Source organism: Streptomyces sp. NPDC033136, from assembly GCF_055578235.1.
On sequence record NZ_JBVIPD010000005.1, the window covers coordinates 362,989 to 385,989 of the forward strand.

Sequence of the window (23,001 nt, forward strand, 5' to 3'; positions counted from 1 at the left end):
TACGGTTGTACAGATGATGTGTACGCTCGTACACATGGGTTATCTGCTGCTGGCCGGCGCCATCGCCGCCGAAGTGGGCGCGACCACCGCCATGAAGTACAGCGACGGCTTCAGCAGGCTCGCGCCCTCGCTGCTCACGCTCGTCGGCTACCTCGTGTCCTTCGCGCTGCTCGCCCAGACGCTCAGGACGGTCTCCGTCGGCACGGCCTACGCCATCTGGGCCGGGGCCGGCACCGCCGCCATCGCCGCGATCGGCATCGTCTTCCTGGGCGAGGGCATGACCGTCGCCAAGGCCACCGGGATCGCGCTGATCATCGTCGGGGTCGTGGTGCTGAACCTGGGAGGTGCCCACTGATGCCCCGGCGCCACGACCCCGAGCGGCGGCAGCGGATCATCGACGCGGCGATCCGCGTCGTCGGGATGAAGGGCATCGCCGGGCTGAGCCACCGCAGCGTCGCCGCCGAGGCGGACGTGCCGCTCGGCTCGACGACGTACCACTTCACCACCCTCGACGAACTGCTGGTCGCCGCGCTCCGCCAGGCCAACGAGGGATTCGCCAAGGTGGTCGCCTCACGCGGCGGCCTGGAGGACCCCCGGACCGATCTGGCCGCCGAACTCGCCGCCTGGACGGGGGAGTGGCTCGCCGGTGAACGCACGGGCGTGGAGCTGGAGTACGAGCTGTACCTGGCCGCCCTGCGCCGGCCCGCCCTGCGGCCCGTCGCCGCCGAGTGGGCCGAGGGCGTCGCCGAGCTGCTGTCCCGGCGCACGGATCCCGTCACCGCGCGGGCACTGGTGGCGGTCCTGGACGGCATCTGCCTGCAGGTGCTGCTGACCGGCGTGCCGTACGACGAGGAGTACGCCCGGGAGGTGCTCGGGCGGGTTCTCGCGGGGGCCCGCGGCTGATGCCGGCGGGCGGGGTGTCCGCGCTGCTGGGGCACCTCCGAAAGGTGCGTACCGCCCGTCACGTGAGACGTCCCCGCACCGGTTCGCATCGACCGGTGTCAGCCGGTTAGGTTGCCCTCATGACCGACACGACTGCTCCTCGCACCACCGGCGCCGTGGCCGCCGGCCTCGCCACGATCGCCGCCGACGGCACCGTTCTCGACACCTGGTTCCCCGCGCCCGAGCTCGTCGCCGAGACTGCCGCAGGCGGCCCTGGCCCGTCCGGCACCGAGCGGCTGTCCGCCGAGCGGGCCGCGGAACTGCTCGGCGCCGGCGCGACCGCGGCGATCGGCCCGGACGCCCGCCGGGGCGTCGAAGTGGTCGCGGTCCGCACGGTCATCGCCTCGCTCGACGAGAAGCCGATCGACGCGCACGACGCCTACCTGCGCCTGCACCTGCTCTCCCACCGTCTGGTCAAGCCGCACGGCCAGAGCCTGGACGGCATCTTCGGCTTCCTCGCCAACGTCGCCTGGACCTCGCTCGGCCCGGTCGCCGTCGACGACCTCGAGAAGGTCCGGCTGAACGCCCGCGCCGAGGGCCTGCACCTGCAGGTGACCTCCGTCGACAAGTTCCCGCGGATGACCGACTACGTGGCCCCCAAGGGCGTCCGCATCGCCGACGCCGACCGGGTCCGCCTCGGCGCCCACCTCGCCGAGGGCACCACCGTCATGCACGAGGGCTTCGTCAACTTCAACGCCGGCACGCTCGGCACGTCGATGGTCGAGGGCCGCATCTCCGCCGGTGTCGTCATCGGCGACGGCTCGGACATCGGCGGCGGCGCCTCGACGATGGGCACCCTGTCCGGCGGCGGCAACGTCATCATCTCCATCGGCGAACGCTGCCTGATCGGCGCCGAGGCGGGCGTCGGCATCGCCCTCGGCGACGAGTGCGTCGTCGAGGCCGGCCTCTACGTCACCGCCGGCACCCGCGTCACCATGCCCGACGGCCAGATCATCAAGGCCCGCGAGCTGTCCGGCGCTTCCAACATCCTCTTCCGCCGCAACTCGGTCACCGGCACGGTCGAGGCCCGGCCGAACAACGCGGTGTGGGGCGGACTGAACGAGATCCTGCACAGCCACAACTGACGATCCCGTACGGATGACACGGCGTGACCTCGCGGTGGGTTTGGTGGATGAACGGGTGGACGCAGTGTCCGATCAGACGCCGAACCGACGAAATGAGGACCGGGGCATGAGGAACGAGCGGGGGCGGGCCGTGGCGCGCTTGCTGGCGGGGGTGGTCACGGCGGTGGCGGTGTGCTGGCTGCCGGCGGGCACCGCGCACGCCGACGAGACCAACACGGGCTCGCACAACGGCCACCGGGTCGGTCTGATCAACATCAACGTCGGCCAGATCGACGACCCGGCGGAGGACGTGCTGGAGCACACGCTGCTGTTCGGTGACGGGTACGCCTGGAACTGAACCGGAGACGGCACAACGACGGACGGCCCGTGGCGCAGTCACCTGCGCCACGGGCCGTCCGCTTTTTCTTCCTGGCGGGAGACATAGCACGAGGCCCCCGCACGCGTCACAGGGAGTACGGGGGGCGGACGCAGGGTCCGCCCCGGGGGAGAGCGAAGGTGACGATGGATGCCGAAGCGCAGGAGAGTTTCCGGGAGTTCGTGGCGAATCGGTCGTCCGCGCTGCTGAAGACCGCCGTCCTGCTGAGCGGCGGCGACCGGCACGCGGGCGAGGACCTGCTCCAGAACGCGCTGATCAAGGCCGCGGGCCGCTGGCACCGCATCGACGAACCCGAGGCGTACGTACGGCAGGTCCTCTACCGGCAGCAGGTCAGCCGCTGGCGGCTGAAGTGGCCGAGGCGCGAGCTGAGCGTCGCCGAACCGCCGGAGACCGGCACAGACCCGGACGCCTCCGGCGCGGCCGAGTTGCGCCTGCTGATGCGCGGCGCGCTGGCCCGGCTGACGGCCCGGCAGCGCACCGTGCTGGTGCTGCGCTACTTCGAGGACCTGCCCGAGAGCGAGGTGGCCCGCATCCTGGGCTGCTCCGTCGGCACCGTACGGTCCGCCACCCATCGTTCCCTCGCCCGGCTGCGCGCCCTCGCGCCCGAGCTGGCCGCTCTCGGTCCGGCCGCCGCCGAGCAGCGGCCCTCCCGTGACTACTCGCCCGTGGAGGTGCGTCAGTGAACGTCGACGAACTCGTGCGTGACGCACTGCGCGACCAGGCCGACGGGCAGCCCCCCGCCGCCCCCGGCTTCGCCGACCGGGTGCTGGCGGTCCGCCGGCGCCGCCGCGGCCGCCGGCTCGCGAGCGCCGCCGCGGCGGCCGCGGCCGTGATCGCCGTCGCCGTGGCCGTGCCCGTGCTGGACTCGGGCAAGCAGGACGTACGCCCCTCGGGCGGCGTGGAGCAGACCGGTATCACCGCCCACCCCGACCAGTCGCCGCCGCGCGACATGATCGCGGCCGGGCGTGTCGCGCTGGCCGCGTACTACACCCACGCGACCGTGGTGCAGTCGGCCGACCGAGCCGTCTCCGAGCGCACGTACTGGCTGCTGAACCCCACGACGAAGAAGTACACGAAGGACGACCGCTGGTCGTACGTCGCCGTCGCCCCCGGGATGACGACCGCCGCCGTCCTGGAGCGGGACCTGCCCGTGCCGCGGATCGGGCTGCTCGATCTGGCGAGCGGCCAGGTCAAGCGGTGGATCCCGGTCGACCGGCCGGTGGCGGGGGTGGAGTTCTCCACCGACGGCAGGAAGCTCGTCGCGACGACGTACAGCGAGAACCCCGACCGGCGGGTGAAGATCCAGGGCTCGGAGGGCTGGGACGCCCCGTTCACGGAGTCGCACCGGACCGGGTTCCACGTCATCGACGTGGCTTCCGGGAGCAGTTCCTGGGCCGGGGTGGAGATCGGTGGGGGGCCGCGCAACCTCGACATGTTCCTCAACTCCCGACAGGACTTCGCGTTCACTCGCGACGGCCGTTTCATCTGGTCCGGCATGCCCACCGAACCCGGTGAGAAGTTCTACGACTTCACCGGCAAGGAGATCCCCGCACCCGCGCTGGAAAGGCACCGGGAGTGGTCCGTCGAGGCGGGAGTGTCGCCGGACGGGCAGCTCGTCGCCGGTGGGTTCGCGGGCCGGAAGTGGAAGACGTCCTCCATGGTCGTCGACGCGCGCACCGGCGAGAAGCGCGAGGTGCGCGGGCAGCAGTTGCTCGCCTGGGCGGACGGGAAGTCGCTGGTCGCCTGGGACATCGGGCCGGATGGGAACGAGTACCACCAGCGGCTGGTGCTCGTGACGATCGGCGGCGAGAAGACGACCCCGCTCAGTGACTACCGGTCGCCCAAGGACAACACCAAGGGAAGGTGGGAGCCGGTGTTCGCGGAGCGGTGATCCGTTCTCCCGCCGGCTCTCGGATCAGCTTCTTGGGTCAGCTCTCGGAGAGGTCCGCGTGGAGCGACAGCAGGGTGGCGGTCGTGGCCGGGTCGGCTGCCCGCAGCGGGGCGCGGACGGGGCCCGCGGGGCGGGCCAGGGCGTTCAGGAGTGCCTTGGCCGTGACGGTGCCCGGCAGGCCCGCCCACATGATCGCCTCGATCATCGGGGTGGCCCGCTGCTGGAGGCGGGCCGCCCGGGCGGTGTCGCCCGCGTCGAACGCGTCCAGGACGGCTCGCAGATGGCGGGGGATCACGTTGGCGACCGTGCTGACGTACCCCGTGCCGCCCACGGCGTACAGCGCGAGGTTGTGTTCGTCGCAGCCCGCGTAGTACGCCAGGTCCGTCCGGGCCAGCACCTTCTGGGCGGCCAGGAAGTCGTTCGAGCAGTCCTTGACCGCGACGATCCCGGGGTGGTCGGCGAGGCGGAGGATCGTCTCCGGTTCGATGCGGGTGCCGGTGCGGGCCGGGATGTCGTAGACCATGAGGGGCACTTCGGTGGCGTCCGCGATCTCCCGGAAGTGGGCCTCGATCGCGTCCTGCGGGGGGCGGCTGTAGTACGGCGAAACCACCAACAGGCCGTCCGCGCCCGCCCTTTCGGCCTCTCGGGCCAGTTCGACGGTGTGGCGGGTGTCGGGTGTGCCGATGCCCGCGACGATCGACGCCCTGCCGGCCACGGCCTCCCGGACGGCTGCGACGAGGGCGGACTTCTCGGCGTCCGTGGTGGTGGGGGACTCGCCTGTCGTGCCGGAGAGGACGAGGCCGTCGCAGCCGTGGTCCACCAGGTGGGCCGCATGGTGCTGGGCGCCGTCGAGGTCGAGGGTTCCGGAGCCGGTGAAGGGAGTGATCATCGCGCAGAGGGCGCGGCCGAAGGGTGTCGTCATGGGGGTAGTGTCGGCCCCTTGATTGTGTAGCTCTACTTAATTCTGCTACCAGGTGTTGTTAAGTGTTGCTTCGACAGGGGCTGGGGGGCGGGGTCGGGCTGCAGGGGTAGCCGGGGGGGCGGGCGGGTACTCGGGGGTTCCTACTTCGAGAGGAGGCGGAACACCGTGACCGGGACCATGGATCAACGGGCCGTGCGCGAAGAGCGCCACTCCGTGGGCGAGCTCGTCGGACAGGCTGCTGAGCAGCTCTCCCGGCTCGTGCGGCAGGAAATGGCGCTCGCGAAGGAGGAGCTGGCCGAGAAGGGACGGCGGGCGGGGCGTGGTGGTGGGTTGGTCGGTGCGGCGGGTGCTGTCGCGTACGCCGGTTTCCTGGCGCTGGCCGGTACCGGTGTCGCCGCCCTTTCGCTGGTGCTGCCCGTGTGGGCCGCCGCGCTGATCGTGACCGGGGTGCTGTTCGTGATCGCCGCCGTGCTGGCCGCGGTCGGGCGGGGGCAGCTGCGGCGGGCCGCGCCTCCCACGCCTGAAGCGGCGCTCGGCAGCGTCAGGGCGGACGTGGAGGAGATCAAGGGAAGGGCGCATCGATGACGAAGCCGACGGGTGGGGCCAAGGGTCCCGATGAGCTGCGGCGGCAGATCGAGCAGACGCGTGGTGAACTGGGGAACACGGTGGAGGAGTTGGCCGGGAAGGCCGACGTGAAGGGGCGTGCGCGGGCCCGGGCTGCCGATCTACGGGACAAGGCCGGGGCGATGACGGTGCAGTTGCGGAGCAGCGCGGCGCAGGCGGGGCATGCCGTGCAGGACAGGGCGACGCATACGGGGCCCCGTCCGGTACGGACGGTCGTGCAGGCCGGGATGCGGCATCCGGGGCCAGTGCTGGTGGCCGGGGCGGCTGCGGGAGCGGTGGCTGTCGGGGTGTTGCGGTGGAGGCATGCGCACGGGCGTCACTGAGGGCGTGCGGACGGGCTGTGGGCGGTCGTGCCGCCGCGTCGGCGGCATCACCGGGCACTCATGGGTGCCGAGTTGCTGAACCCCACTTGACCTCAAGCTTGGTCGAGGTTGAAAGGTGAGGTGTGCACGCGACCGGCGCTACGACTGGAGTGTTCATGAGCCGTCGAACCGAGCAGCACCCCGACCTCACCGACCCCCGCATCGGTGTTCCCTTCTTCAGTACCTGGCGCGTGGGGACGCCCGAGCGGCAGCGGCGGACCGTGGAGGCGATCGGGCGGGCCTGGGAGCGGCGGCCCTGGCCGACCGCCGATCTGCTGGGGTATCACGTGTACACGGGGTACGACGGGTCCACGCTGATGCACTACTCGCAGTGGCGCGGCGAGCAGGCCTACGAGGCGTTCTTCAAGACGCACCGCCAGGAACGCGTCGACGAGATCGACACCGCCGTGCCCGGGATCGAGCGGGTCGGGATCGGGCGGTACCGGCGGTACCGCAGTCGGGAGCGGGTCGCGGGGGATGGGCGGGTGCCCGGGCTGATCGTCACCGTGCGGGCCGACTTCGAGGGCGAGGACCGCCGGGAGGAGTGGGTCGATCTCGTGCTGAAGGCTCTGGAGGACGACCCGGAGGGGCATGCCGGGTTGGTGTCCGCTCACTTTCACGTCAGTACGGACGGCGGGCATGTACTGAACTACGCCGAGTGGGAGAGCGCGGAGGCCTATGACCAGGGGCTGGCCGGGCCGTCGACCGATGCGTGGGAGCGGGTGCGGACGTATCCGCAGTTGAAGGGGACGACCGGCAGCAGGTATGAGCATGCCCTGGGGCTGCTGCCGGGCTGAGACGTGGGGCCGGCCGGCCGAGTGGCCGGCCGGCCCCAGGCCGTCCTACGGGCGGAAGCGCAGGACCTGCGGGTCGTGGTCGCTGATCTGGTCGTGGAACTCCGCGTTGACGTGCACGCTGTCGTACTCGAAGTCGCAGGCGCGGCGGATGGACGGGCTGATCAGGATCTGGTCGAGGACCTGGCTGTTGCCCTGGTAGACGTAGGAGTAACGCTCGCTCCTGGGCAGCGACTTGATCGCCGACCACAGTTCGCCGCGACCCTCGAGGAGCTTCGTGGTCCGCGAGAACTCGAAGTCGTTGATGTCGCCGAGCGTGACGACGTCCGCGTTCTTCTGGGTGTCGAGGATGTCCTTGACGAAGGCGTTCACCACGGTGGCCTGCTGGTGGCGCTCCGTCTCGGAGCTGCGGGACGGCGGCTGGTACTGGGCGGTCAGACTCTGGTCGCCGCCCTTGGAACCGAAGTGGTTGGCGATCACGAAGACCGTGCGGCCGCGGAAGACGAACTCGCCGGCCAGCGGCTTGCGGCTGTTCTTCCAGGCCTCGTCGGCGGGGGCGATACGGCCGGGGCTGAGCGTCAGGTGCGCCTTGCCGCGGATCTTCGTCACGCCGGTCGCCGTGGTGGCGTCGCCGCCCGCGCGGTCCGCGAAGGAGACCCGCTCCGGGTTGAACAGGAACGCCTGGCGGATGTTGCCGCCCGGCTGGCCGCCGTCGGTGCCGTCGGCCGGGTCGATCGAGCGCCAGTCGTACGTCGGGCCGCCCGCCTCTGCGATCGCGTCGATCAGCTTGGTCAGGGTCTGGTCGGCGGCGACCGTACCGTCGTTCTTCGGGCCGTTGTTGTCCTGGATCTCCTCCAGGGACACGATGTCCGGCGACTTCAGGTTGTTCACGATCGCGGAGGCGTGGGCGGCGAAGGTCTTGTCGGCCGGGTCGAGGTTCTCGACGTTGTACGTGGCGACCGCCAGCTCGCCGTTCTTCTGCTTGCGCGTCGTCTCGCGCCGCAGGTCCCCGCTCTTCAGGGTGCCGAGTTCGCTCGCGACCAGGGTGTAGCCGCCGAACTGGCTGTAGTCCAGGGGGCCCGCCGTCGTGCCGGTGAGCGTGTCGCCCACGTTCGCCTTCGGGAAGGCGGAAGGCGAGCCCAGGGACTGGATCTGGAGGCGGCCGGTGTTCTGGGAGGCGTAGGAGCCGTAGACCGTGCCGCCGCGGCGGGTGCGGTTCTCGTACGGCTTCACCGTCACCCAGAGTTCGGTGTACGGGTCGGTCGCGCCGACCACACGGGTGTCGGTGACACGGACGGACATGCCCTCCAGCGACTCGTAGCGGTCCAGGGCGTACTTCGACGGCTGGAGGGGGAGGGCGTTGATCGAGCCCCCGGCGGCGGGGTCGCCGGCCGGCGCGTAGGCGGCGGGGACCGACCTCGCGGTGACGGCCGTGGCGGCGGGGAGCGCGTTGCCGCTGGAGACGACCGTGGTCGTGGGCTTGGTGATCTCCGTCAGCGACTGGTTGCCGGACCCGGTGCCGCCGGGGACGTACTCCGAGACCGTGCCGCTGACCGTGACGGAGTCACCGACGGCGACCCCCTTCGGGGCGGAACCGGTGAAGACGAAGACGCCCTCGCTGGTCGCCGGGTCGGCGTCCGGGTTCGGGTCCTGGATCCAGAAGCCGCGGGACGATCCGTAGGTCCGGACGCCGGTGACGATTCCGGCCACGTCCGTGACCTGCTCGCCGGCGTACGGGGATATCCGGGTGCTGCCCTGGATGTCGTGGATGCGGACCGATTCCGCGTGTGCGGGGGTGGTGAGGACGATCGTGGATGCCGCGGAGCACGCGGCGGCGACGGTGAGCGCGGCGAGACGCGCGGACGACTTGCTCGGCAACGGGATTCCCTCCGGGGACGTGACAGGGCGCCGGGACGAGGGCGGAATGCGGAAACGGCTGACTGCCGCCATCTGTGGGGCGGGGCGGGGCGGTGACACGCGTAGACCGCGGTGGACGGTGGGCCTGGTGGGGCCGGCCCCGGTGAACAAGTGTCCGCCGTCTTCTACGCGCGTCAATCTCCAGCCTGGCCACGCCACTTGTCAAGGTTTCGGCCATGTACGGCGGCTGACGGGGAGGTGAAGTGGGCGGCATGGGTGGAAATCCGTCTAGGCTGAGCGGCTGAGTAACCTGAGGTGCGCTAGGAGAAACAGCCGATGTCAGACAGCTCCCCCCTGCCGCCGGTGCGGCTGCACACCGAAGCGGAGCTGGCGCGCGACGCGTTGTCCACGCCGTTGCTGTCCCGGGCCGCCCGGCTCGCCCGCTGGGCCGGGCCGGAGACCCGGGTCGACGCCGGGGGCGGGCTCGTCGACGAACAGCTGCCCGCCGCCGCCGAGGCGCTCGGGCTGAGCGGGGACGACGCCGTCGCCGACGCCAGTGAGGCGTGGCGGGTGGCCGTGGACACCGGTCTCCTCGAGATCGTCGACGAGGAGGAGGGCACCGTCACGGCGGGCGAGGGCCTCGCGCTGCTCACCGGCGGCTCGCCGCAGGACGTGCTCGCCGTGTGGCTCACCGCCCTGGAGACCGTGCTCGCCGACGCGAGCGTGCCCGACCTGGACGGTCTCGTCGCCGAGGACGGCGAGGTCGACCTCTCCGCCCTCGACTGGGACCCGGAGGCCGAGGCCGAGTTCCTCGACGGCGTGCTCGGCAACCTCTACCTGCTGACCGCCGGCGAGGACACCCCCCGCGGCGCCCCGGTGCCGCTGCCGGCACTGGCCGCCTCGGTGATCGTGCCCAGCGGCATGGGCGAGCCCACCAACGACGTCCTGGAGCAGGTCTCCGACGCGATGATGCGGCTGGACGACCAGTTCCGGATGCTGGAGCCGGTGGGGTTCGTCGAGTACCAGCCCGTGGACGAGGCGCTCATGGCCGACGCCGAGGAGGAGCCGGCGGCGCCCGTCGACGACACCGACGTCTCCCGGTACGGCATGGTCCGGCTCACCCGGCTCGGGGTGTACGGCATGCGGGTTCGGCTGCAGGAGGCCGGGTTCGAGGCGCCGGCCGTCGGGGACTTCGCGGACAAGGGAGCCGACGCGCTGCTCGACGGCACGGCGGTGTTTCCGCCGGGGGCGGCGCAGGCCGAGACGGAGCAGTGGCTGGAGCGCCGGGAACCGCTCGCCGCGGCACGGGAGTTGCTGGCGGCGGCACGGGGCGCGGACCCGGGGGCGCCGCTGCGGCGGCTGCGGTGCCAGCAGGCGCTGTCCCTGGTGGGGGCCTCGGCCGAGTCGGCGCTGCGGGAGGTGCTCGACGACGCGGAGCTGGGCGGGCTCGCCCGGGTGTGGCTGACCGAACATGGTGCGGTGGACGTGCCCGCGCCTTCCGAGGCGATGGTGTACTGGCTGACCATCGACACGGTGGCCGCGCAGCTGGCGGCGGAGGGCAACTCCGAGGAGCTGCGGGCGCTGGTGGAGGGGCTCGCGCAGCAGCACAGCGGATTCTTCGCCGCGGTGTGGCGGGTCGATCATCCGGCTACGGCTGATGTGCTCGAGGCCATGGGGCGGCTGCATCCCGACAAGAAGGTCGCGAAGGAAGCGCGGAAGGCAGCCTTCAAGGCGCGGTCGCAACAGGGAGGCTGAGTCCGTATCGCGGGGCGTCGCGGGCGCGGGCGGGGGTCTTCAACTGCTGGTCTTCAAGGTCGGGTGAGTGGGCGTAACCATGTGTGAGTGAGTGTCGTTGTCAGAGCATGATTCTCACGGAATGGGCGAACGCGCAGGGCGGGCATCCGCAGACCGCGTATCGCTGGTTCCGTGAGGGGACGCTGCCGGTGCCGGCTCAGCGGGTCGGTTCGCGCACGATCCTCGTGAACGTGGGGGTCAATGCCGCGCTCGAAGCGATCGGCGGGCTGGGCCTGTATGCCCGTGTTTGCTCCCATGACCAGAAGACTGACCTGGGCCGGCAGGTCGCCCGGCTGTCCCAGTGGGCGGCGCAGGGCGGCCACCGGGTGGTGCGGGTGGAGGCGGAGATCGCATCCGGTATGAACGGTGCCCGCCCCAAAGTCAGGCGGCTGCTGGCCGATCCGGGCGTGACCACGGTGGTGGTCGAACACAAGGATCGGCTGGGCCGGATGAACACCGAACTTGCCGAGGCCGCCTTGGGCGCGCATGGACGCCGCCTCGTGGTCCTTGATGACGGCGAGGCCGAAGACGATCTGGTGCGCGACGTGGTGGAGGTGCTGACCTGGTTCTGCGCTCGCCTGTACGGTCGCCGGTCGGTGAAGAACCGGGCCCGCAAGGCTTTGGAGGCCGCCGGGCATGGCTGACTCCGCACTGCGCACGATCGAGGCGCCGTTCGTTGCGCTGGGCCCGTCCGGGGTGGCGATCCGCACCAGCATCAAGGGCATGTCCCAGCGGGACCGTGAGGTGCTGTCCCTGGTGGGCGCACACCTTGGTTCGCTGGCTTCCGCCGACCTCAAGGCACGTTGCCGGGCGGGTACCGATCACGGCAGCGACCAGTGGGCGGAGCGTAAGCGGGCCCTGACCGAGGAGTCGTCCTCGCGCTGGGCCGGGAGCATCACGAAGGCCACCCACGACCAGTGGGGCCTGGCGCGCCGTGCCCAACTCGCCCACATCCACAACCTTGAGGCCGGGGTGCGCACGATCGCGAACCGCCTGTCCCAGCCGGTCGGGGAGAAGGGCACGAAGCGGGCGCCGGGCGGCTACCGCACGAAGAGGGAGTGGTTCCAAAAGACCCGGCGCCTGCATGTGCTGGAAGACCGGCTGGAGCGCGAGCGGTCCGATCGTGAGGCCGGTGTCGTGCACGTGGCGCGGGGCGGGAAGCGACTGGCCCGCAGCCGGCACAATCTGGAAGCCGCCCAGCTGACCGAGTACGAGTGGCGGCAACGCTGGAATGCCGGACGCTGGTTCCTCCAGGCAGACGGGGAGTCGGGGAAGCGTTTCGGGAACGAGACCATCCGCGTCAGCTCCGACGGCGAGGTCAGCATCAAGCTCCCGGCTCCGCTGGCGCACCTGGCCGGCGCCCCGCGCGGCCGGTACGTGCTCGACGGCCGGATCAACTTCCGCCACCGCGGCGAAGAGTGGGCCGGCCGCGTATCGGCGAACCGTGCTGTCGCCTACCGCATCCACCTGGACGTGGTCCGGGGCCGCTGGTACCTCACCGCGTCGTGGACGATCCCGCCGGTCCAGACCGTTGCCCTGACCGCAGCCAGAGCGAACGGGCTCATCGGTGTGGACACCAACGCCGGCCACTTCGCAGCGTGGCGTCTGGATGAGCACGGCAACCCCATGGGTGAGCCCCGCCGGTTCTTCTACGACCTCGACGGGCCGGCCACCTACCGGGACGCCCAGGTGAGGCACGCCCTCACCCGCCTCCTTCGCTGGGCACGGCACGAAGGCGTCTCCATCGCGATCGAGGACCTGGACTTCGGCGCGGAGAAGACGCGGGAGAAGCACGGCCGCAGGAAGCGGTTCCGCAAGCTGATCTCCGGCATGCCCGTCGCCAAACTGCGGGCACGGCTCGTGTCCATGGCCGCCGAACTCGGCATTACCATCGTCGTCGTCGACCCCGCCTACACCTCCCGCTGGGGCGCCGAGCACTGGCAGAAGCCCCTCAACAGCAAGAACCGCAAGACCACCCGCCACGACGCCGCTGGCGTCGCGATCGGGCGACGCGCTCTCGGGCACCGTGTCCGGCGACGGACGGCACCGCCCCCACACGACCAGAGCGATCGTGTGGGGCATCGGACCGCCCAGGCCGGACACGGAACCCGTGGGCGTGAGGAAACCCGCCCCCGCATACCCGGACCACGGACACGATCCGTGTCGCCGGACGCGGCGCGAACGCGGGTGACCAGCGCATCCACAACCGTTCGGGATGCGCCAGCTGACCAGGCCTGGGTCCAAGACTCACTCCTGCTCACTGATTAGGAACGGTAACGGCTGCGGATGCGTCCAGCACTTTCTCACCGGGCGCCAAGACCCTTCACGCCGGCATCCAGGCCCTGGGCATCCTGGCTGTCCTGCTGCTTGGCACCGTGCTCGCCGTCACCGGTCACTGGACGCGCCAGAAGCGGTGATTAATTCACTCGCAGGTCCCGTACCGCGCCTCCTACAGTGAGATCACAACGTCACGCACTTCCCGGTGCGATGGCAGCGGCTACTTCTCTTCCAAAGAATCCGACGCCGCAGCCGACTTGATCTCGGGAGGCGCGGCATCGGGTGGGTGCCCGGTGCGCAGGCAACGGTTACTTCCTGGGATCGGAAGGCTGCGGGTTCGAGTCCCGTCAGCGACTTCGGGTCGCTGTAGCTCAATAGGCAGAGCATCCGGAAAAAGTCCGTCGCCGACTTCTGTTCTCGGGCACCCACCTTTTTCCTGCCGCGTTTCCCTCGAAACACGAACGAATTCGGGGGAATTCACCATGGCGCGATTCAACGGCAGGGCGGCACGAGCCCGTTCCGTCTCGCGAGTGACGTCCACGGGACGTGTGCTGCGGACCTACGAGGGAGGCCGGGGCCGCGAGCGCGACGCGCGCTCCGAGCTCTTCCTGCTCGCCGTGTCCCACTTCGCCGGCCAGCAGAGCTTCTACGAGACCGGCGCCGACCGCGACGACCGCTTCGCGAGGCTGATGCGCGAACTCGCCGTCACTGACCCGGAGTGGACGGCCGGTCTGCTCGGCTGGCTGCGTGGCGCGGGCCATCTGCGCACGGCCGCGGTCGTGGGCGCCGCCGAGTACGTCAAGGCCCGCCTGGACGCGGGCGCGACCGGCGGCCCGTCCAACCGGCAGGTCGTCGACTCCGTGCTCCAGCGGCCCGACGAGCCGGGCGAACTGCTCGCCTACTGGACCGCGACCTACGGGCGCAGCGTGCCCAAGCCGGTCAAGCGCGGCATCTCCGACGCCGTACGCCGGCTCTACCACGGCAAGTCGCTGCTGAAGTACGACACCGCGTCCAAGGGCTACCGCTTCGGCGACATCCTCAACCTCGTGCACGCGGCCCCGGACGCGGACAAGCCGTGGCAGGGCGAGCTGTTCCGGTACGCCCTCGACCGGCGGCACCACCCGGACACCGCCGTACCGCCCGCGTCGGACCGCACCCTCACCGCGCACCGCGCGCTCATGGCGCTGCCGGTCGAGGAGCGGCGCGCGGTCGTGACCGCCGAGGGCGGTGCCGAGCGGCTGGCGGAGGCCGGGATGACGTGGGAGGCGCTGGCGGGCTGGCTGCAGGGGCCGATGGACCGGGCGGCCTGGGAGGCCGTGATTCCGTCCATGGGCGTCATGGCGCTCGTGCGCAACCTGCGCAACTTCGACGAGGCCGGTGTCTCGGACGAGGTGGCCGAGCGGGTCGCCGCGCGGATCAGCGACCCGGCGGAGGTCGCGCGCTCGCGGCAGTTCCCTTTCCGCTACCTCGCCGCGTACCAGCACGCGCCGTCGCTGCGCTGGTCGTACGCCCTGGAGCGGGCGCTCGGTCACTCGCTGGCCCATGTGCCCGCGCTGCCCGGCCGGACGCTGGTGCTCGTGGACCGCTCGGGCTCGATGTTCTGGTCGCGGCTGTCCGGCCGCTCCGAGCTCACCTGGGCCGACGCGGCGGCGGTCTTCGGCACGGCGATCGCGCTGCGGGCGGAGCGCGCGGACCTGGTCGAGTTCGGCTCGACGAGCGAGCGCGTGAGGTTCCGCGAGGGTGAGTCGGTGCTCAAGGTCCTCGACCGCTTCCACGGCCTCGGCGGCACCGACACGACCGAGGCGGTGCGCCGGCACTACAGGAAGCACGACCGGGTGCTGATCGTCACCGACGAGCAGTACACGCACCACCACCGGGGCGACCCGGCGGAGCAGATCCCGGCCGACGTGCCGGTCTACACCTGGAACCTCGCCGGATACCAGGCGGGCCACGGCCCGTCGGGCACGGGGAACCGGCACACGTTCGGAGGGCTCTCGGACGCCGCTTTCCGGATGGTTCCGCTGATCGAGGCCTCCCGGGACGCCGACTGGCCCTGGGTGGCCTGAGGACCCGTGGCCCGCACCGCGTGGGGAGTGCGGGCCACGGGCCTGTCCGGCCTCTTGTTGAAGCTCGTACTGACATCCGGCATTTCAGCGGCCCCCACCACGCCGCGTTCATCGACGAGGTCGAGGTCGTCGCCGAGTCGACGCGCACCCCCTGGAACTCCCTCAACTCCCGTCTCGAAGCCCCGGGCGCCCTCCAGCTGACGCTGTTCACCGAGCTCGACGGCTGACAGGACCGCCCGGCGGCCCCTGCCGGGAGCCGTGCGGCGCCGGATACAGTGCTCGACGTGTGGACGGACAATCAGCCTGCGGAGCCGAGTGCCGACCGGCCCGAGGGTGCCCGGCGCCGGGCCACGATCCACGACGTCGCCCGCCTGGCCGGGGTGTCACGGCAGACGGTTTCCCGGGCGGTCAACGACAAGGGTGAGATCGACCCGGCGACCAAGGAGCGGGTCCTGGAGGCGGCCCGGCTTCTGGACTACCGGCCCAGCCGGTTCGCGCGTGGACTCGTCCAGAAGGGGGCGGTGACGGCGGGCCTGGTCATCCCGGACCTGCGCAACCCGTTCTTCCCCGAGGTGGCCGCCGGGGTGCTGGAGGCGGCCGAGCAGCGCGGCTGGCAGGTGGTCGTGTGGGACTCCCGCATCGACGAGGCCAGGGAGCGGCAGGCCCTCGACGTGCTCTCGCACCAGGCGGACGCGGTCGTGGGTTACTTCAAGGACCCGGACGACGTCCTCGCCCGGCACCTCGGAGGCGTGCCGCTGGTGCTGCTGGAGCGCGGACCGCAGCAGACCCGGTTCGCGGCCGTGGGTATCGACGCCGCGGCCGGTGTCGAGCAGGGCATGAACCACCTGTTCGGCGCTGGGCACCGCAGGATCGGCATGCTGGACGGCGTGCACGGCCCCGGCCCCCGCAGGCAGGCCTTCCTGGAGCAGGCGTGCCGGCTCGGCCTGCCGGTCGACGAGGACTGGGTCGTCACCTGCCCCGAGCACAGTGTGGCCGGCGGCGAGGCCGGGATGGAACGGCTCCTGGCGGCGCGGCCGGACATCACCGCGGTCTTCGGCTTCAACGACCTGATCGCGGTCGGGGCGATGCGCACCGCCCGCCGCCACGGCCGGAGCGTTCCGGACGATCTGGCGGTGCTGGGATTCGACGGTCTCTCCCTGGGCGAGCTGGTGGAACCCGCCCTGACCACCCTGCACATCGACAAGCGGCAGCTGGGACGGCTGGCCGTGGAGCAGGTGGCCCGGCTGCGCGCGGGTGAGGAGCCGCTGCGGGGCGCGGACGCGTGGGTGGCGCCCGAGTTGGTGGTCCGCGCCTCCGCCTGACGGCGGTACGGGTCTCGCCTCGGGACCAGCCGTGCAGTTCTCTTCCCACGGGGTCTCGGGCGCCCCGCTCCGCGACGGCGAACGCACGTGAACGTTCACGACATCCCGGGGTACGCCCGTGAGCGCGGACGCCGGGCCCGCGCCTTCGTCCGCCTCGCGGGACGCGGTTGTCGGTAAGGTGCGGAGAGGGTCCCCGGTTCGTGAGGAGTGGTTGCGTGGCGCAGGTCAGGCCCATGCGGGCGGATGCCCGGCGTAACCACGAGCGGCTGCTGCGGGTGGCCGTGGAGGCGTTCGCCGAGTACGGGGAAGGGGCGTCGCTCGACGACATCGCCAAGCGGGCCGGGGTCGGCTCCGGCACGCTGTACCGGCACTTCCCGACCCGGCACGCCCTGCTGGAGGCCGCGTACCTGGACCGGATCGAGGCGCTCGCGGCCCGGGCCGACACGCTCGCGGCCGAACTGCCGCCGGGTGAGGCGCTGGTGGAGTGGCTGTACGAACTCGGTGCCGGGATGATCCGGATGCGCGGCCTGACGGCGCTCCTCGGCCCGGCCGTCACCGAGGGCGACTCGGCCGTGGCCACGGCCTGCGGTGACTCGGTGAGGAGCGCGGCGGGGCGGCTGGTCCGGGCGGCGCAGCGGGAGGGCACGCTGCGGCGGGACGTGGAGCCGAGGGATGTGCTGCGGCTGGCCCACGGGATGGCGACGGCGTCGGAGCTGGCGGACGGGGAGGGCCGGCACATCCGGCGCTATCTGGGGTTGCTGACGGAGGGGCTGCGGCCGCGGGACAGCTGACGCGGCGTGGGTGGGACCCGGCGGTCTCGCGTCCCGGCGGCCCCAGTCGCCGGGATGCTCGGTGCGGCGGTCCGGCGCGCGGGCGCGGTCTGGGGTTCGGGACGCCGGACGCCCCCTGGCGGGGGCGTCCCGGACGTCGGTCGTGAGGGCGCTACAGCGCCTGGGCCGCTGGCTTCACCATCCCCCTCACGGTGCGGGACTTCACGAAGTCGCCCATGGCCGTCATGTCCCACTCGCCGGAGAACTGGCGGATCAGCTTGGCCATCAGCACGCCGGTCTGGGGCTCGGCTCCGGTGAGGTCGAAGCGGACCAGTTCCTCGCCGGTCGTGGCGTCCAGGAGGCGGCAGTAGGCCTTGGCGACCTCCGTGAACTTCTGGCCGGAGAAGGAGTTGACCGTGAAGACCAGGCCGGTGACCTCCTGGGGGAGGCGGCCGAGGTCGACCGTGATGACCTCGTCGTCGCCGCCGCCCTCGCCCGTGAGGTTGTCGCCGGAGTGCCGGATCGCGCCGCCCACGATCTGCAGCTTGCCGAAGTAGCAGCTGTCGATGTGGTTGCGCTGCGGCCCGTAGGCGATGACCGAGGCGTCCAGGTCGATGTCCTTGCCGCGGTACGCCGGCTCCCAGCCGAGGCCCATCCTGACCGAGGAGAGCAGCGGGCGGCCGCCCTTCATCAGGGAGACGGTCTGGTTCTTCTGGAGGCTGACGCGGCCCTTGTCGAGGTTGACCTTGCCCGAGCCGGGCGCGGGCGGGGGAGGGGTGGCCGGGGCGGCCGGAGGTGCCGTGGGCGAGGTGACGGGCGGGGCCGGCGGCTGCACCGGGGCCGGCGGCGGGGTCACCGGCTGGGCCGGGGCCGCGGCGGCCGGCTCCTCCACCGTGACGCCGAAGTCCGTGGCGATGCCCGCGAGGCCGTTGGCGTATCCCTGGCCGACGGCTCGGGCCTTCCACTGGCCGTTGCGCAGGTAGATCTCCACGATCACCAGAGCCGTCTCGTCGCCGAGCTGCGGGGGCGTGAACGAGGCAAGGACGGAGCTGTCGTCCGCGTTGCGGACCGTGGCCGTCGGTTCGATGCCCCGGAAGGTCTGGCCCGCGGCGTCCGGGCTCGCGGTGACGACGATCTTCTCGATGCCGGGCGGCACGGCCGCCGTGTCGACCACGATCGCGTCGGGCGTGGTGCCGCCGCCCGAGCGGTACGTCACGCCCGGGCCCGACGGCTGGTTGTAGAAGATGAAGTCGTCGTCGGAGCGCACCTTGCCGTCGGCGGTAAGCAGCAGGCCCGATACGTCGAGCCGCACCGGGGCGGCGACGTCAACCGTCACGCGGGCGGCGGACAGGGGGATGTTCGAGCCGGGGGTCATAGCTGTCATGCCGGGTGAACGAGCGAGGCGGTTTTGCCGTTCCCTTACCTTGCGCCCATTCGGGTCAACGGCGGTTGCGGGGATGATCGCGGGCGGTGCGTTCGTTGCCGCGCTTGTAGTTGCCGGTCCAGCGGGCCATGACGAGCTGCGGGTCGGAGGCCTCGACCTCGGCGAGGAACTGCTCGGCCCGGGGGCTGTTCAGCGTGGTGGCGGGGCGGCCGTGATGGGTGATGCGGACGGTTCCGCCCGGGTGCCGCTCGTAGTCGAAGCCGTGTGGTCGTGGCATGCGTGCGAGCGTACGGGGGCAGGGGCAGGCGCCCCACCGGTTTTCGCCCGCCCCCGCCCCGGAGCGGTCCGTGCCCTACGGCACGACCACGATCTTGCGGCCGACCCCTGCCGCGAACTGCTCCAGTGCCTCCGGGTACCGCTCCAGCGGGATCCGGTCGCTGATGAAGACGTCGGGGTCGAGGACGCCGTTCGCGAACAGCTCGGCCGCGCGCTCGAAGCTGTGGAGCACCGCCATGGAACCGGTGATGGTGATCTCCTGGTTGTAGACGCGGTACGGGTCGATCGTCACGCGCGTCGCGTAGTCGGCCACGCCGAACTGGAGGAACGTGCCCGCCTTCGCCACCCGGTCCAGGCCGTCCTGGATCGCCGCCGCGTTGCCGGTCGCGTCGACCACCAGGTCCCAGCCCTGCGGGCGGTCCAGTTCGTCGGGGTTGGCCGCCGACGACGAGACGCCCAGACGGCGCGCCGTCTCCAGGCGCTGCGGGTTGACGTCCACCATGTCCACGCTCGCCGCGCCCGTCCGCTTGGCGAGCTCCAGCATCATCAGGCCCATCGTGCCGGAGCCGTAGATCAGCACGTGTGCGCCGAGGCGGGACTGGAGCACGTCGTAGCCGCGGACCGCGCAGGACAGTGGCTCCACGAGCGCCGCGTCCTCCGTGCGGACGTGGTCCGGGAGCTTCACGCAGTTCGCCACGGGGGCGACCGCGTACCGCGCCGCGCCGCCGGCCGTGGTCACGCCGATCGCCGCCCAGCGTTCGCAGAGGTTGTTGTGGCCCGTACGGCAGTAGCGGCACTCGTAGCAGTAGAGGGACGGGTCCACCGCGACCCGGTCGCCCACCGCCAGTTCGGTGACCCGGGTGCCGACCCCGACCACCTCGCCCGCGAACTCGTGCCCTGGCACGATCGGCAGCTTCGGGGCGAACTCGCCCTGGAGGATGTGCAGATCGGTTCCGCACAGGCCGCACGCCGCGACCTCGACCACGACATCGCGCGGTCCTGGCGCCGGGTCCGGGACCTCGGCGACGACGGCCTTGCCCACGGACTCGATGACGGCGGCCTTCATTTCACGGCTCCCAACGACAGACCCTGGACCAGCTTGTCCTGGGCGGCGAACCCCGCGGCGAGCACCGGCAGGGAGATGACGAGCGACGCGGCGCACACCTTCGCCAGGAACAGGCCCTGGCTGGTGATGAAGCCGGTCAGGAAGACGGGGGCGGTCTCGGCGACCACGCCCGTGAGGACCCGGGCGAAGAGCAGTTCGTTCCAGCTGAAGATGAAGCAGATCAGAGCCGTCGCCGCGATGCCGGGCAGGGCGATGGGGGCCACCACGCGCCCCAGGATGGTGGGGAGCCGGGCGCCGTCGATCTGCGCCGCCTCGATGATCGCGGCCGGCACCTCGGAGAGGAACGACTGCATCATCCACACCGCGATCGGCAGGTTCATGGCCGTGTAGAGGATGACCAGGGCCCAGATGTTGTCGAGCAGGCCGGTGTTCTTCGCGAACAGGTAGATCGGTAGCAGGCCCGCCACCAGCGGCAGCATCTTGGTGGAGAGGAAGAAGAACATGACGTCGGTCCACTTCCTCACCGGCCGGATGGACAGCGCGTACGCCGCCGGCAGGGCGAGGAGCAGGGTCAGCAGCGTCGAGACCACGGAGGCCGTCATCGAGTTGATGAGCGCGGGCCAGGGGCTGGCGCCCCCGCCGACGCCGAAGAACTCGCGGTAGCCGTCCAGGGTGAGCGAGGCCGCCAGGGAGGGCGGGTTGGTCGCCGCGTCCGCCTCGGAGTGGAGGGAGGTCAGGACCATCCAGAGGAGGGGCAGCACGAACAGGAGACCGGCCAGCCAGGCGGCCATGCCCAGGGCGGCCCCCTGGAACCGGCCGCGGCGCGGGGGCCGTCGGGTGGGCCGTCGGGGGGCGCTGGTGGTGACAGTGTTCATCAGCGGGACACCTCCGCGCGGAACAGGGACGACACGACGCGCAGGGCGAAGGTCGCGAGGATGAGCGAGCCGATGACGACGATCACGCCGGCCGCCGAGGCCAGGCCGTTCTCGTGCGCCTGGTAGAAGGTCTGGTAGATGGTGTACGGCAGGTTCGCGGTGCCCAGGCCGCCGGAGGTGATCGTGTACACCGCGTCGAAGTTCTGCACGATGTAGATCGAGCCGAGCAGCACGCTCAGTTCGAGGTAGCGGCGCAGGTGCGGCAGCGTGATGTGGACGAAGACCTGCCAGTCGTTCGCGCCGTCCATGCGGGCCGCCTCGAGCAGCTGCGCGTCGCGGCTCTGCAGTCCGGCGAGCAGGATCAGCGTCATGAACGGCGTCCACTGCCAGATCAGCGAGGCCTCGACCGCCATCAGCGGCATCTCGGAGATCCAGTCCGGCTGGGGCGCGCCGTCCCCGCCGATCCAGCTCAGGATGCCGTTGAACAGGCCGTACTCGGGGTTGAACAGCACGTGCTTCCACAGCAGCGCGGCCGCGATCGGCACCAGCAGGAAGGGCGCGATCAGCATGGTGCGCACGGCGGCCCGGCCCCGGAACCTCCGGTCGAGCAGCAGGGCCAGCGCCAGTCCGAGCACCAGGCTGACGAGCACGACCGTGACGGTCAGCAGGACGGTCGTTCCCACTGACTTGCGCAGGTCGGGCGTGCTCAGCACCTCCGCGTAGTTGGCGAAGCCGGCGAAGTGGCGGTCGTCCGGGTACAGCGCGTTCCAGTCGAAGAACGAGATCACCAGCGTGGCCACGAAGGGCAGCTGCGTCACGAGGATCATGAAGATCAGCGCGGGCAGCAGGGGGGCCCGGGTGGCCCACGCCCGCATACGGTTCGGCCGCCGGGCCGCCGGCCGCTCGGGGGCGGCGACCCGGGTGGGGGGAGTGGCGACGGTCATGATCCCTCGTACTTCTCTCCTACGGCCTCGGCGAGGTCCTGCGCCTTCTTCAGCGCGCTGTCCACGGACTGCCGGCCGGCGATGGCGGAGCTGATCTCCTGGGAGACCTTGGTGCCCAGGTCGGTGAACTCGGGGATGCCGACGAACTGGATGCCGGGCGCGGGCCGCGGCTGCACGCCCGGGTCGTCGGGCTTGGCGCTCGCTATGGCGTCCCGGGTGACGTCGGCGAAGGCGGCGGCCTCCTTGCGGTACTGCGGGATGTCGTAGGTCGACGCCCGCTTGCCGGCGGGGACGTTGGCCCAGCCGATCTTCTCGCCGACGAGCTTCTCGTAGCCCTTGCCGGAGGCCCAGGAGATGAACTTCCAGGCGTTCTCGGCGTTCTTGGAAGCCTTCTGGATGCCCCAGGCCCAGGTGTAGAGCCAGCCCGAGCTGTCGGTCTTCTCGACCGGCGCCGGGACGTAGCCGATCTTGCCCTTGACCGGGGAGCCGCTCGCCTCCAGGGAGCCGGCCCCGGCCGTGGCGTCGTACCACATGGCGGTCTTGCCCTGGGTCATGTTGTTCAGGCACTCGGCGTACCCGGCCTGGGCGGCGCCCGCCTCGCCGTGCTCCCGGACCAGGTCGACGTAGAACCGGGTGGCCTCCTTGAACTCCTCGGAGTCCAGCCGCGCCTGCCAGTCCTTGTCGAACCAGGTGCCGCCGAAGGTGTTGACCACCGTGGTCAGCGGGGCCATGACCTCACCCCAGCCGGGCAGGCCGCGCAGACAGATGCCCTTCATGCCGGACTCGGCCGCGTCCACCTTCGCGGAGAGGTCGGCGACCTGCTGCCAGGTGGGCTTGTCGGGCATGGTCAGGCCCGCCTTCCCGAAGACGTCCTTGCGGTACATCAGGAAGGAGGACTCGCCGTAGAAGGGCTCGCCGTAGAGGTTGCCGTCCTCCGCGGTGAGGGCCTGCGTCATCGGGGTGAGGATGTCGTCCTGGTCGAAGGCCTTGTCGTTCTCGACGTACGAGTCCAGGGAGTGGAGCCAGCCGTTCTCGGCGTAGATGGGGATCTCGTAGTTGCTGAGGGTGGCGACGTCGTACTGGCCGGCCTGGTTGGCGAAGTCCTGGCTGATCTTGTCCCGGACGTCGTTCTCCGGCAGGACGGTGAAGTTCACCTTGATGCCGGTGTCCTTGGTGAAGTTGCCGGCGGTGAGCTTCTGCAACTCCACCATCTGCGGGTTGTTCACCATCAGGACGTTGATGGAGTCGCCGCCGGTGGATCCGGACCCGCCGGCGCCCGAGCATGCGGCGAGTGAGGTGATCAGCGTCCCTACGGCTGCCACGGCGAGAAGGGCGCGTGGCGCGCGTCGGCTCTGGGTTCTCATGGAGTGCTCC

23 protein-coding genes and 1 pseudogene are annotated in these 23,001 nt (G+C 71.3%); 16 read left to right on the plus strand and 8 right to left on the minus strand.

What is annotated here, in order from left to right; genetic code table 11:
* The first annotated feature begins 34 nt into the window (after positions 1-34).
* From ACZ5TL_RS12240 to ACZ5TL_RS12265, 6 genes are all read left to right on the plus strand, one after another.
* Positions 35-355 carry a DMT family transporter gene (locus tag ACZ5TL_RS12240; RefSeq protein WP_468589395.1) on the plus strand — a complete coding sequence of 107 codons (321 nt, stop codon included), beginning with the start codon at positions 35-37 and terminating at the stop codon, positions 353-355.
* On the plus strand, positions 355-903 hold the full coding sequence (locus ACZ5TL_RS12245; RefSeq protein ID WP_468589397.1) for a TetR/AcrR family transcriptional regulator: 549 nt from the start codon (positions 355-357) through the stop codon (positions 901-903). The genes ACZ5TL_RS12240 and ACZ5TL_RS12245 overlap by 1 nt, the downstream gene beginning before the upstream one ends.
* Before the next feature lie 119 nt (positions 904-1,022).
* Positions 1,023-2,027, plus strand: coding sequence for a 2,3,4,5-tetrahydropyridine-2,6-dicarboxylate N-succinyltransferase (gene dapD / locus ACZ5TL_RS12250; protein ID WP_468589398.1), 1,005 nt, complete (start codon positions 1,023-1,025; stop codon positions 2,025-2,027).
* Between the two features lie 106 nt (positions 2,028-2,133).
* Positions 2,134-2,364 (plus strand): hypothetical protein, encoded by a 231-nt coding sequence (locus tag ACZ5TL_RS12255; protein WP_468589400.1) that lies wholly within the window; start codon positions 2,134-2,136, stop codon positions 2,362-2,364.
* A gap of 164 nt (positions 2,365-2,528) precedes the next feature.
* Positions 2,529-3,086 (plus strand): SigE family RNA polymerase sigma factor, encoded by a 558-nt coding sequence (locus ACZ5TL_RS12260; RefSeq protein WP_468589401.1) that lies wholly within the window; start codon positions 2,529-2,531, stop codon positions 3,084-3,086.
* Positions 3,083-4,294, plus strand: a complete 1,212-nt coding sequence (locus tag ACZ5TL_RS12265; protein ID WP_468589402.1) for a WD40 repeat domain-containing protein — start codon at positions 3,083-3,085, stop codon at positions 4,292-4,294. The genes ACZ5TL_RS12260 and ACZ5TL_RS12265 overlap by 4 nt, the downstream gene beginning before the upstream one ends.
* A 37-nt stretch (positions 4,295-4,331) precedes the next feature.
* Here the strand turns inward: ACZ5TL_RS12265 and dapA are convergent, their stop codons facing one another.
* Positions 4,332-5,216, minus strand: coding sequence for a 4-hydroxy-tetrahydrodipicolinate synthase (gene dapA, locus ACZ5TL_RS12270; protein WP_468589403.1), 885 nt, complete (start codon positions 5,214-5,216; stop codon positions 4,332-4,334).
* Between the two features lie 165 nt (positions 5,217-5,381).
* On the opposite strand from dapA, the gene ACZ5TL_RS12275 reads away from it, so the two are divergent.
* From ACZ5TL_RS12275 to ACZ5TL_RS12285, 3 genes are all read left to right on the plus strand, one after another.
* A complete protein-coding gene (locus tag ACZ5TL_RS12275) occupies positions 5,382-5,801 on the plus strand; it encodes a phage holin family protein (RefSeq protein ID WP_468589404.1) in 420 nt (139 codons plus the stop codon).
* Positions 5,798-6,163, plus strand: a complete 366-nt coding sequence (locus ACZ5TL_RS12280; RefSeq protein WP_468589406.1) for a DUF3618 domain-containing protein — start codon at positions 5,798-5,800, stop codon at positions 6,161-6,163. The genes ACZ5TL_RS12275 and ACZ5TL_RS12280 overlap by 4 nt, the downstream gene beginning before the upstream one ends.
* Positions 6,164-6,318: 155 nt before the next feature.
* Positions 6,319-6,999 (plus strand): antibiotic biosynthesis monooxygenase, encoded by a 681-nt coding sequence (locus ACZ5TL_RS12285; protein WP_468589408.1) that lies wholly within the window; start codon positions 6,319-6,321, stop codon positions 6,997-6,999.
* A gap of 45 nt (positions 7,000-7,044) precedes the next feature.
* Here ACZ5TL_RS12285 and ACZ5TL_RS12290 read toward each other — a convergent pair whose 3' ends face one another.
* A complete protein-coding gene (locus ACZ5TL_RS12290; protein ID WP_468589409.1) occupies positions 7,045-8,874 on the minus strand; it encodes an endonuclease/exonuclease/phosphatase family protein in 1,830 nt (609 codons plus the stop codon).
* 315 nt (positions 8,875-9,189) lie between these two features.
* Between ACZ5TL_RS12290 and ACZ5TL_RS12295 the strand changes: the two genes are divergently transcribed.
* From ACZ5TL_RS12295 to ACZ5TL_RS12325, 7 genes and pseudogenes are all read left to right on the plus strand, one after another.
* Complete coding sequence (locus ACZ5TL_RS12295) at positions 9,190-10,608, plus strand: hypothetical protein (RefSeq protein ID WP_468589411.1); 1,419 nt, start codon at positions 9,190-9,192, stop codon at positions 10,606-10,608.
* 107 nt (positions 10,609-10,715) lie between these two features.
* Positions 10,716-11,291, plus strand: a complete 576-nt coding sequence (locus tag ACZ5TL_RS12300; RefSeq protein WP_468589413.1) for an IS607 family transposase — start codon at positions 10,716-10,718, stop codon at positions 11,289-11,291.
* Entirely contained in the window at positions 11,284-12,915 is a 1,632-nt protein-coding gene (locus ACZ5TL_RS12305; RefSeq protein ID WP_468589414.1) for an IS200/IS605 family accessory protein TnpB-related protein, read from the plus strand. The genes ACZ5TL_RS12300 and ACZ5TL_RS12305 overlap by 8 nt, the downstream gene beginning before the upstream one ends.
* Positions 12,916-13,406: 491 nt before the next feature.
* On the plus strand, positions 13,407-14,990 hold the full coding sequence (locus ACZ5TL_RS12310; protein ID WP_468589415.1) for a TROVE domain-containing protein: 1,584 nt from the start codon (positions 13,407-13,409) through the stop codon (positions 14,988-14,990).
* A gap of 53 nt (positions 14,991-15,043) precedes the next feature.
* Positions 15,044-15,217 (plus strand): annotated as a pseudogene (locus tag ACZ5TL_RS12315) (VOC family protein); the annotation flags it as partial.
* Between the two features lie 57 nt (positions 15,218-15,274).
* Positions 15,275-16,312, plus strand: a complete 1,038-nt coding sequence (locus ACZ5TL_RS12320; protein WP_468589417.1) for a LacI family DNA-binding transcriptional regulator — start codon at positions 15,275-15,277, stop codon at positions 16,310-16,312.
* Between the two features lie 215 nt (positions 16,313-16,527).
* Positions 16,528-17,103, plus strand: coding sequence for a TetR/AcrR family transcriptional regulator (locus ACZ5TL_RS12325; RefSeq protein WP_468589419.1), 576 nt, complete (start codon positions 16,528-16,530; stop codon positions 17,101-17,103).
* A 151-nt stretch (positions 17,104-17,254) separates the two neighbouring features.
* Here the strand turns inward: ACZ5TL_RS12325 and ACZ5TL_RS12330 are convergent, their stop codons facing one another.
* From ACZ5TL_RS12330 to ACZ5TL_RS12355, 6 genes are all read right to left on the minus strand, one after another.
* Positions 17,255-18,457, minus strand: coding sequence for a TerD family protein (locus ACZ5TL_RS12330; RefSeq protein ID WP_468589551.1), 1,203 nt, complete (start codon positions 18,455-18,457; stop codon positions 17,255-17,257).
* A gap of 64 nt (positions 18,458-18,521) precedes the next feature.
* Positions 18,522-18,743, minus strand: a complete 222-nt coding sequence (locus ACZ5TL_RS12335; RefSeq protein WP_468589421.1) for a hypothetical protein — start codon at positions 18,741-18,743, stop codon at positions 18,522-18,524.
* Positions 18,744-18,818: 75 nt separating this feature from the next.
* The gene (locus ACZ5TL_RS12340; RefSeq protein WP_468589422.1) at positions 18,819-19,808 is read right to left on the minus strand and encodes a zinc-dependent alcohol dehydrogenase family protein; all 990 of its coding nucleotides are present in this window, start codon (positions 19,806-19,808) and stop codon (positions 18,819-18,821) included.
* Entirely contained in the window at positions 19,805-20,683 is an 879-nt protein-coding gene (locus tag ACZ5TL_RS12345; protein WP_468589423.1) for a carbohydrate ABC transporter permease, read from the minus strand. Before ACZ5TL_RS12345 ends, ACZ5TL_RS12340 begins: the two co-directional genes overlap by 4 nt.
* On the minus strand, positions 20,683-21,627 hold the full coding sequence (locus ACZ5TL_RS12350) for a carbohydrate ABC transporter permease (RefSeq protein ID WP_468589424.1): 945 nt from the start codon (positions 21,625-21,627) through the stop codon (positions 20,683-20,685). The genes ACZ5TL_RS12345 and ACZ5TL_RS12350 overlap by 1 nt, the downstream gene beginning before the upstream one ends.
* On the minus strand, positions 21,624-22,991 hold the full coding sequence (locus tag ACZ5TL_RS12355) for an ABC transporter substrate-binding protein (protein ID WP_468589425.1): 1,368 nt from the start codon (positions 22,989-22,991) through the stop codon (positions 21,624-21,626). The genes ACZ5TL_RS12350 and ACZ5TL_RS12355 overlap by 4 nt, the downstream gene beginning before the upstream one ends.
* Between the last annotated feature and the right edge of the window lie 10 nt (positions 22,992-23,001).

Bases quoted from the DNA above. Each gene is read 5' to 3' on its own strand.
- ACZ5TL_RS12240 (WP_468589395.1), top strand. From the start codon at position 35: ATGGGTTATCTGCTGCTGGCCGGCGCCATCGCCGCCGAAGTGGGCGCG.
- ACZ5TL_RS12245 (WP_468589397.1), top strand. From the start codon at position 355: ATGCCCCGGCGCCACGACCCCGAGCGGCGGCAGCGGATCATCGACGCG.
- dapD (WP_468589398.1), top strand. From the start codon at position 1,023: ATGACCGACACGACTGCTCCTCGCACCACCGGCGCCGTGGCCGCCGGC.
- ACZ5TL_RS12255 (WP_468589400.1), top strand. From the start codon at position 2,134: ATGAGGAACGAGCGGGGGCGGGCCGTGGCGCGCTTGCTGGCGGGGGTG.
- ACZ5TL_RS12260 (WP_468589401.1), top strand. From the start codon at position 2,529: ATGGATGCCGAAGCGCAGGAGAGTTTCCGGGAGTTCGTGGCGAATCGG.
- dapA (WP_468589403.1), bottom strand. From the start codon at position 5,216: ATGACGACACCCTTCGGCCGCGCCCTCTGCGCGATGATCACTCCCTTC.
- ACZ5TL_RS12280 (WP_468589406.1), top strand. From the start codon at position 5,798: ATGACGAAGCCGACGGGTGGGGCCAAGGGTCCCGATGAGCTGCGGCGG.
- ACZ5TL_RS12285 (WP_468589408.1), top strand. From the start codon at position 6,319: ATGAGCCGTCGAACCGAGCAGCACCCCGACCTCACCGACCCCCGCATC.
- ACZ5TL_RS12295 (WP_468589411.1), top strand. From the start codon at position 9,190: ATGTCAGACAGCTCCCCCCTGCCGCCGGTGCGGCTGCACACCGAAGCG.
- ACZ5TL_RS12300 (WP_468589413.1), top strand. From the start codon at position 10,716: ATGATTCTCACGGAATGGGCGAACGCGCAGGGCGGGCATCCGCAGACC.
- ACZ5TL_RS12305 (WP_468589414.1), top strand. From the start codon at position 11,284: ATGGCTGACTCCGCACTGCGCACGATCGAGGCGCCGTTCGTTGCGCTG.
- ACZ5TL_RS12310 (WP_468589415.1), top strand. From the start codon at position 13,407: ATGGCGCGATTCAACGGCAGGGCGGCACGAGCCCGTTCCGTCTCGCGA.
- ACZ5TL_RS12330 (WP_468589551.1), bottom strand. From the start codon at position 18,457: ATGACCCCCGGCTCGAACATCCCCCTGTCCGCCGCCCGCGTGACGGTT.
- ACZ5TL_RS12335 (WP_468589421.1), bottom strand. From the start codon at position 18,743: ATGCCACGACCACACGGCTTCGACTACGAGCGGCACCCGGGCGGAACC.
- ACZ5TL_RS12340 (WP_468589422.1), bottom strand. From the start codon at position 19,808: ATGAAGGCCGCCGTCATCGAGTCCGTGGGCAAGGCCGTCGTCGCCGAG.
- ACZ5TL_RS12345 (WP_468589423.1), bottom strand. From the start codon at position 20,683: ATGAACACTGTCACCACCAGCGCCCCCCGACGGCCCACCCGACGGCCC.
- ACZ5TL_RS12350 (WP_468589424.1), bottom strand. From the start codon at position 21,627: ATGACCGTCGCCACTCCCCCCACCCGGGTCGCCGCCCCCGAGCGGCCG.
- ACZ5TL_RS12355 (WP_468589425.1), bottom strand. From the start codon at position 22,991: ATGAGAACCCAGAGCCGACGCGCGCCACGCGCCCTTCTCGCCGTGGCA.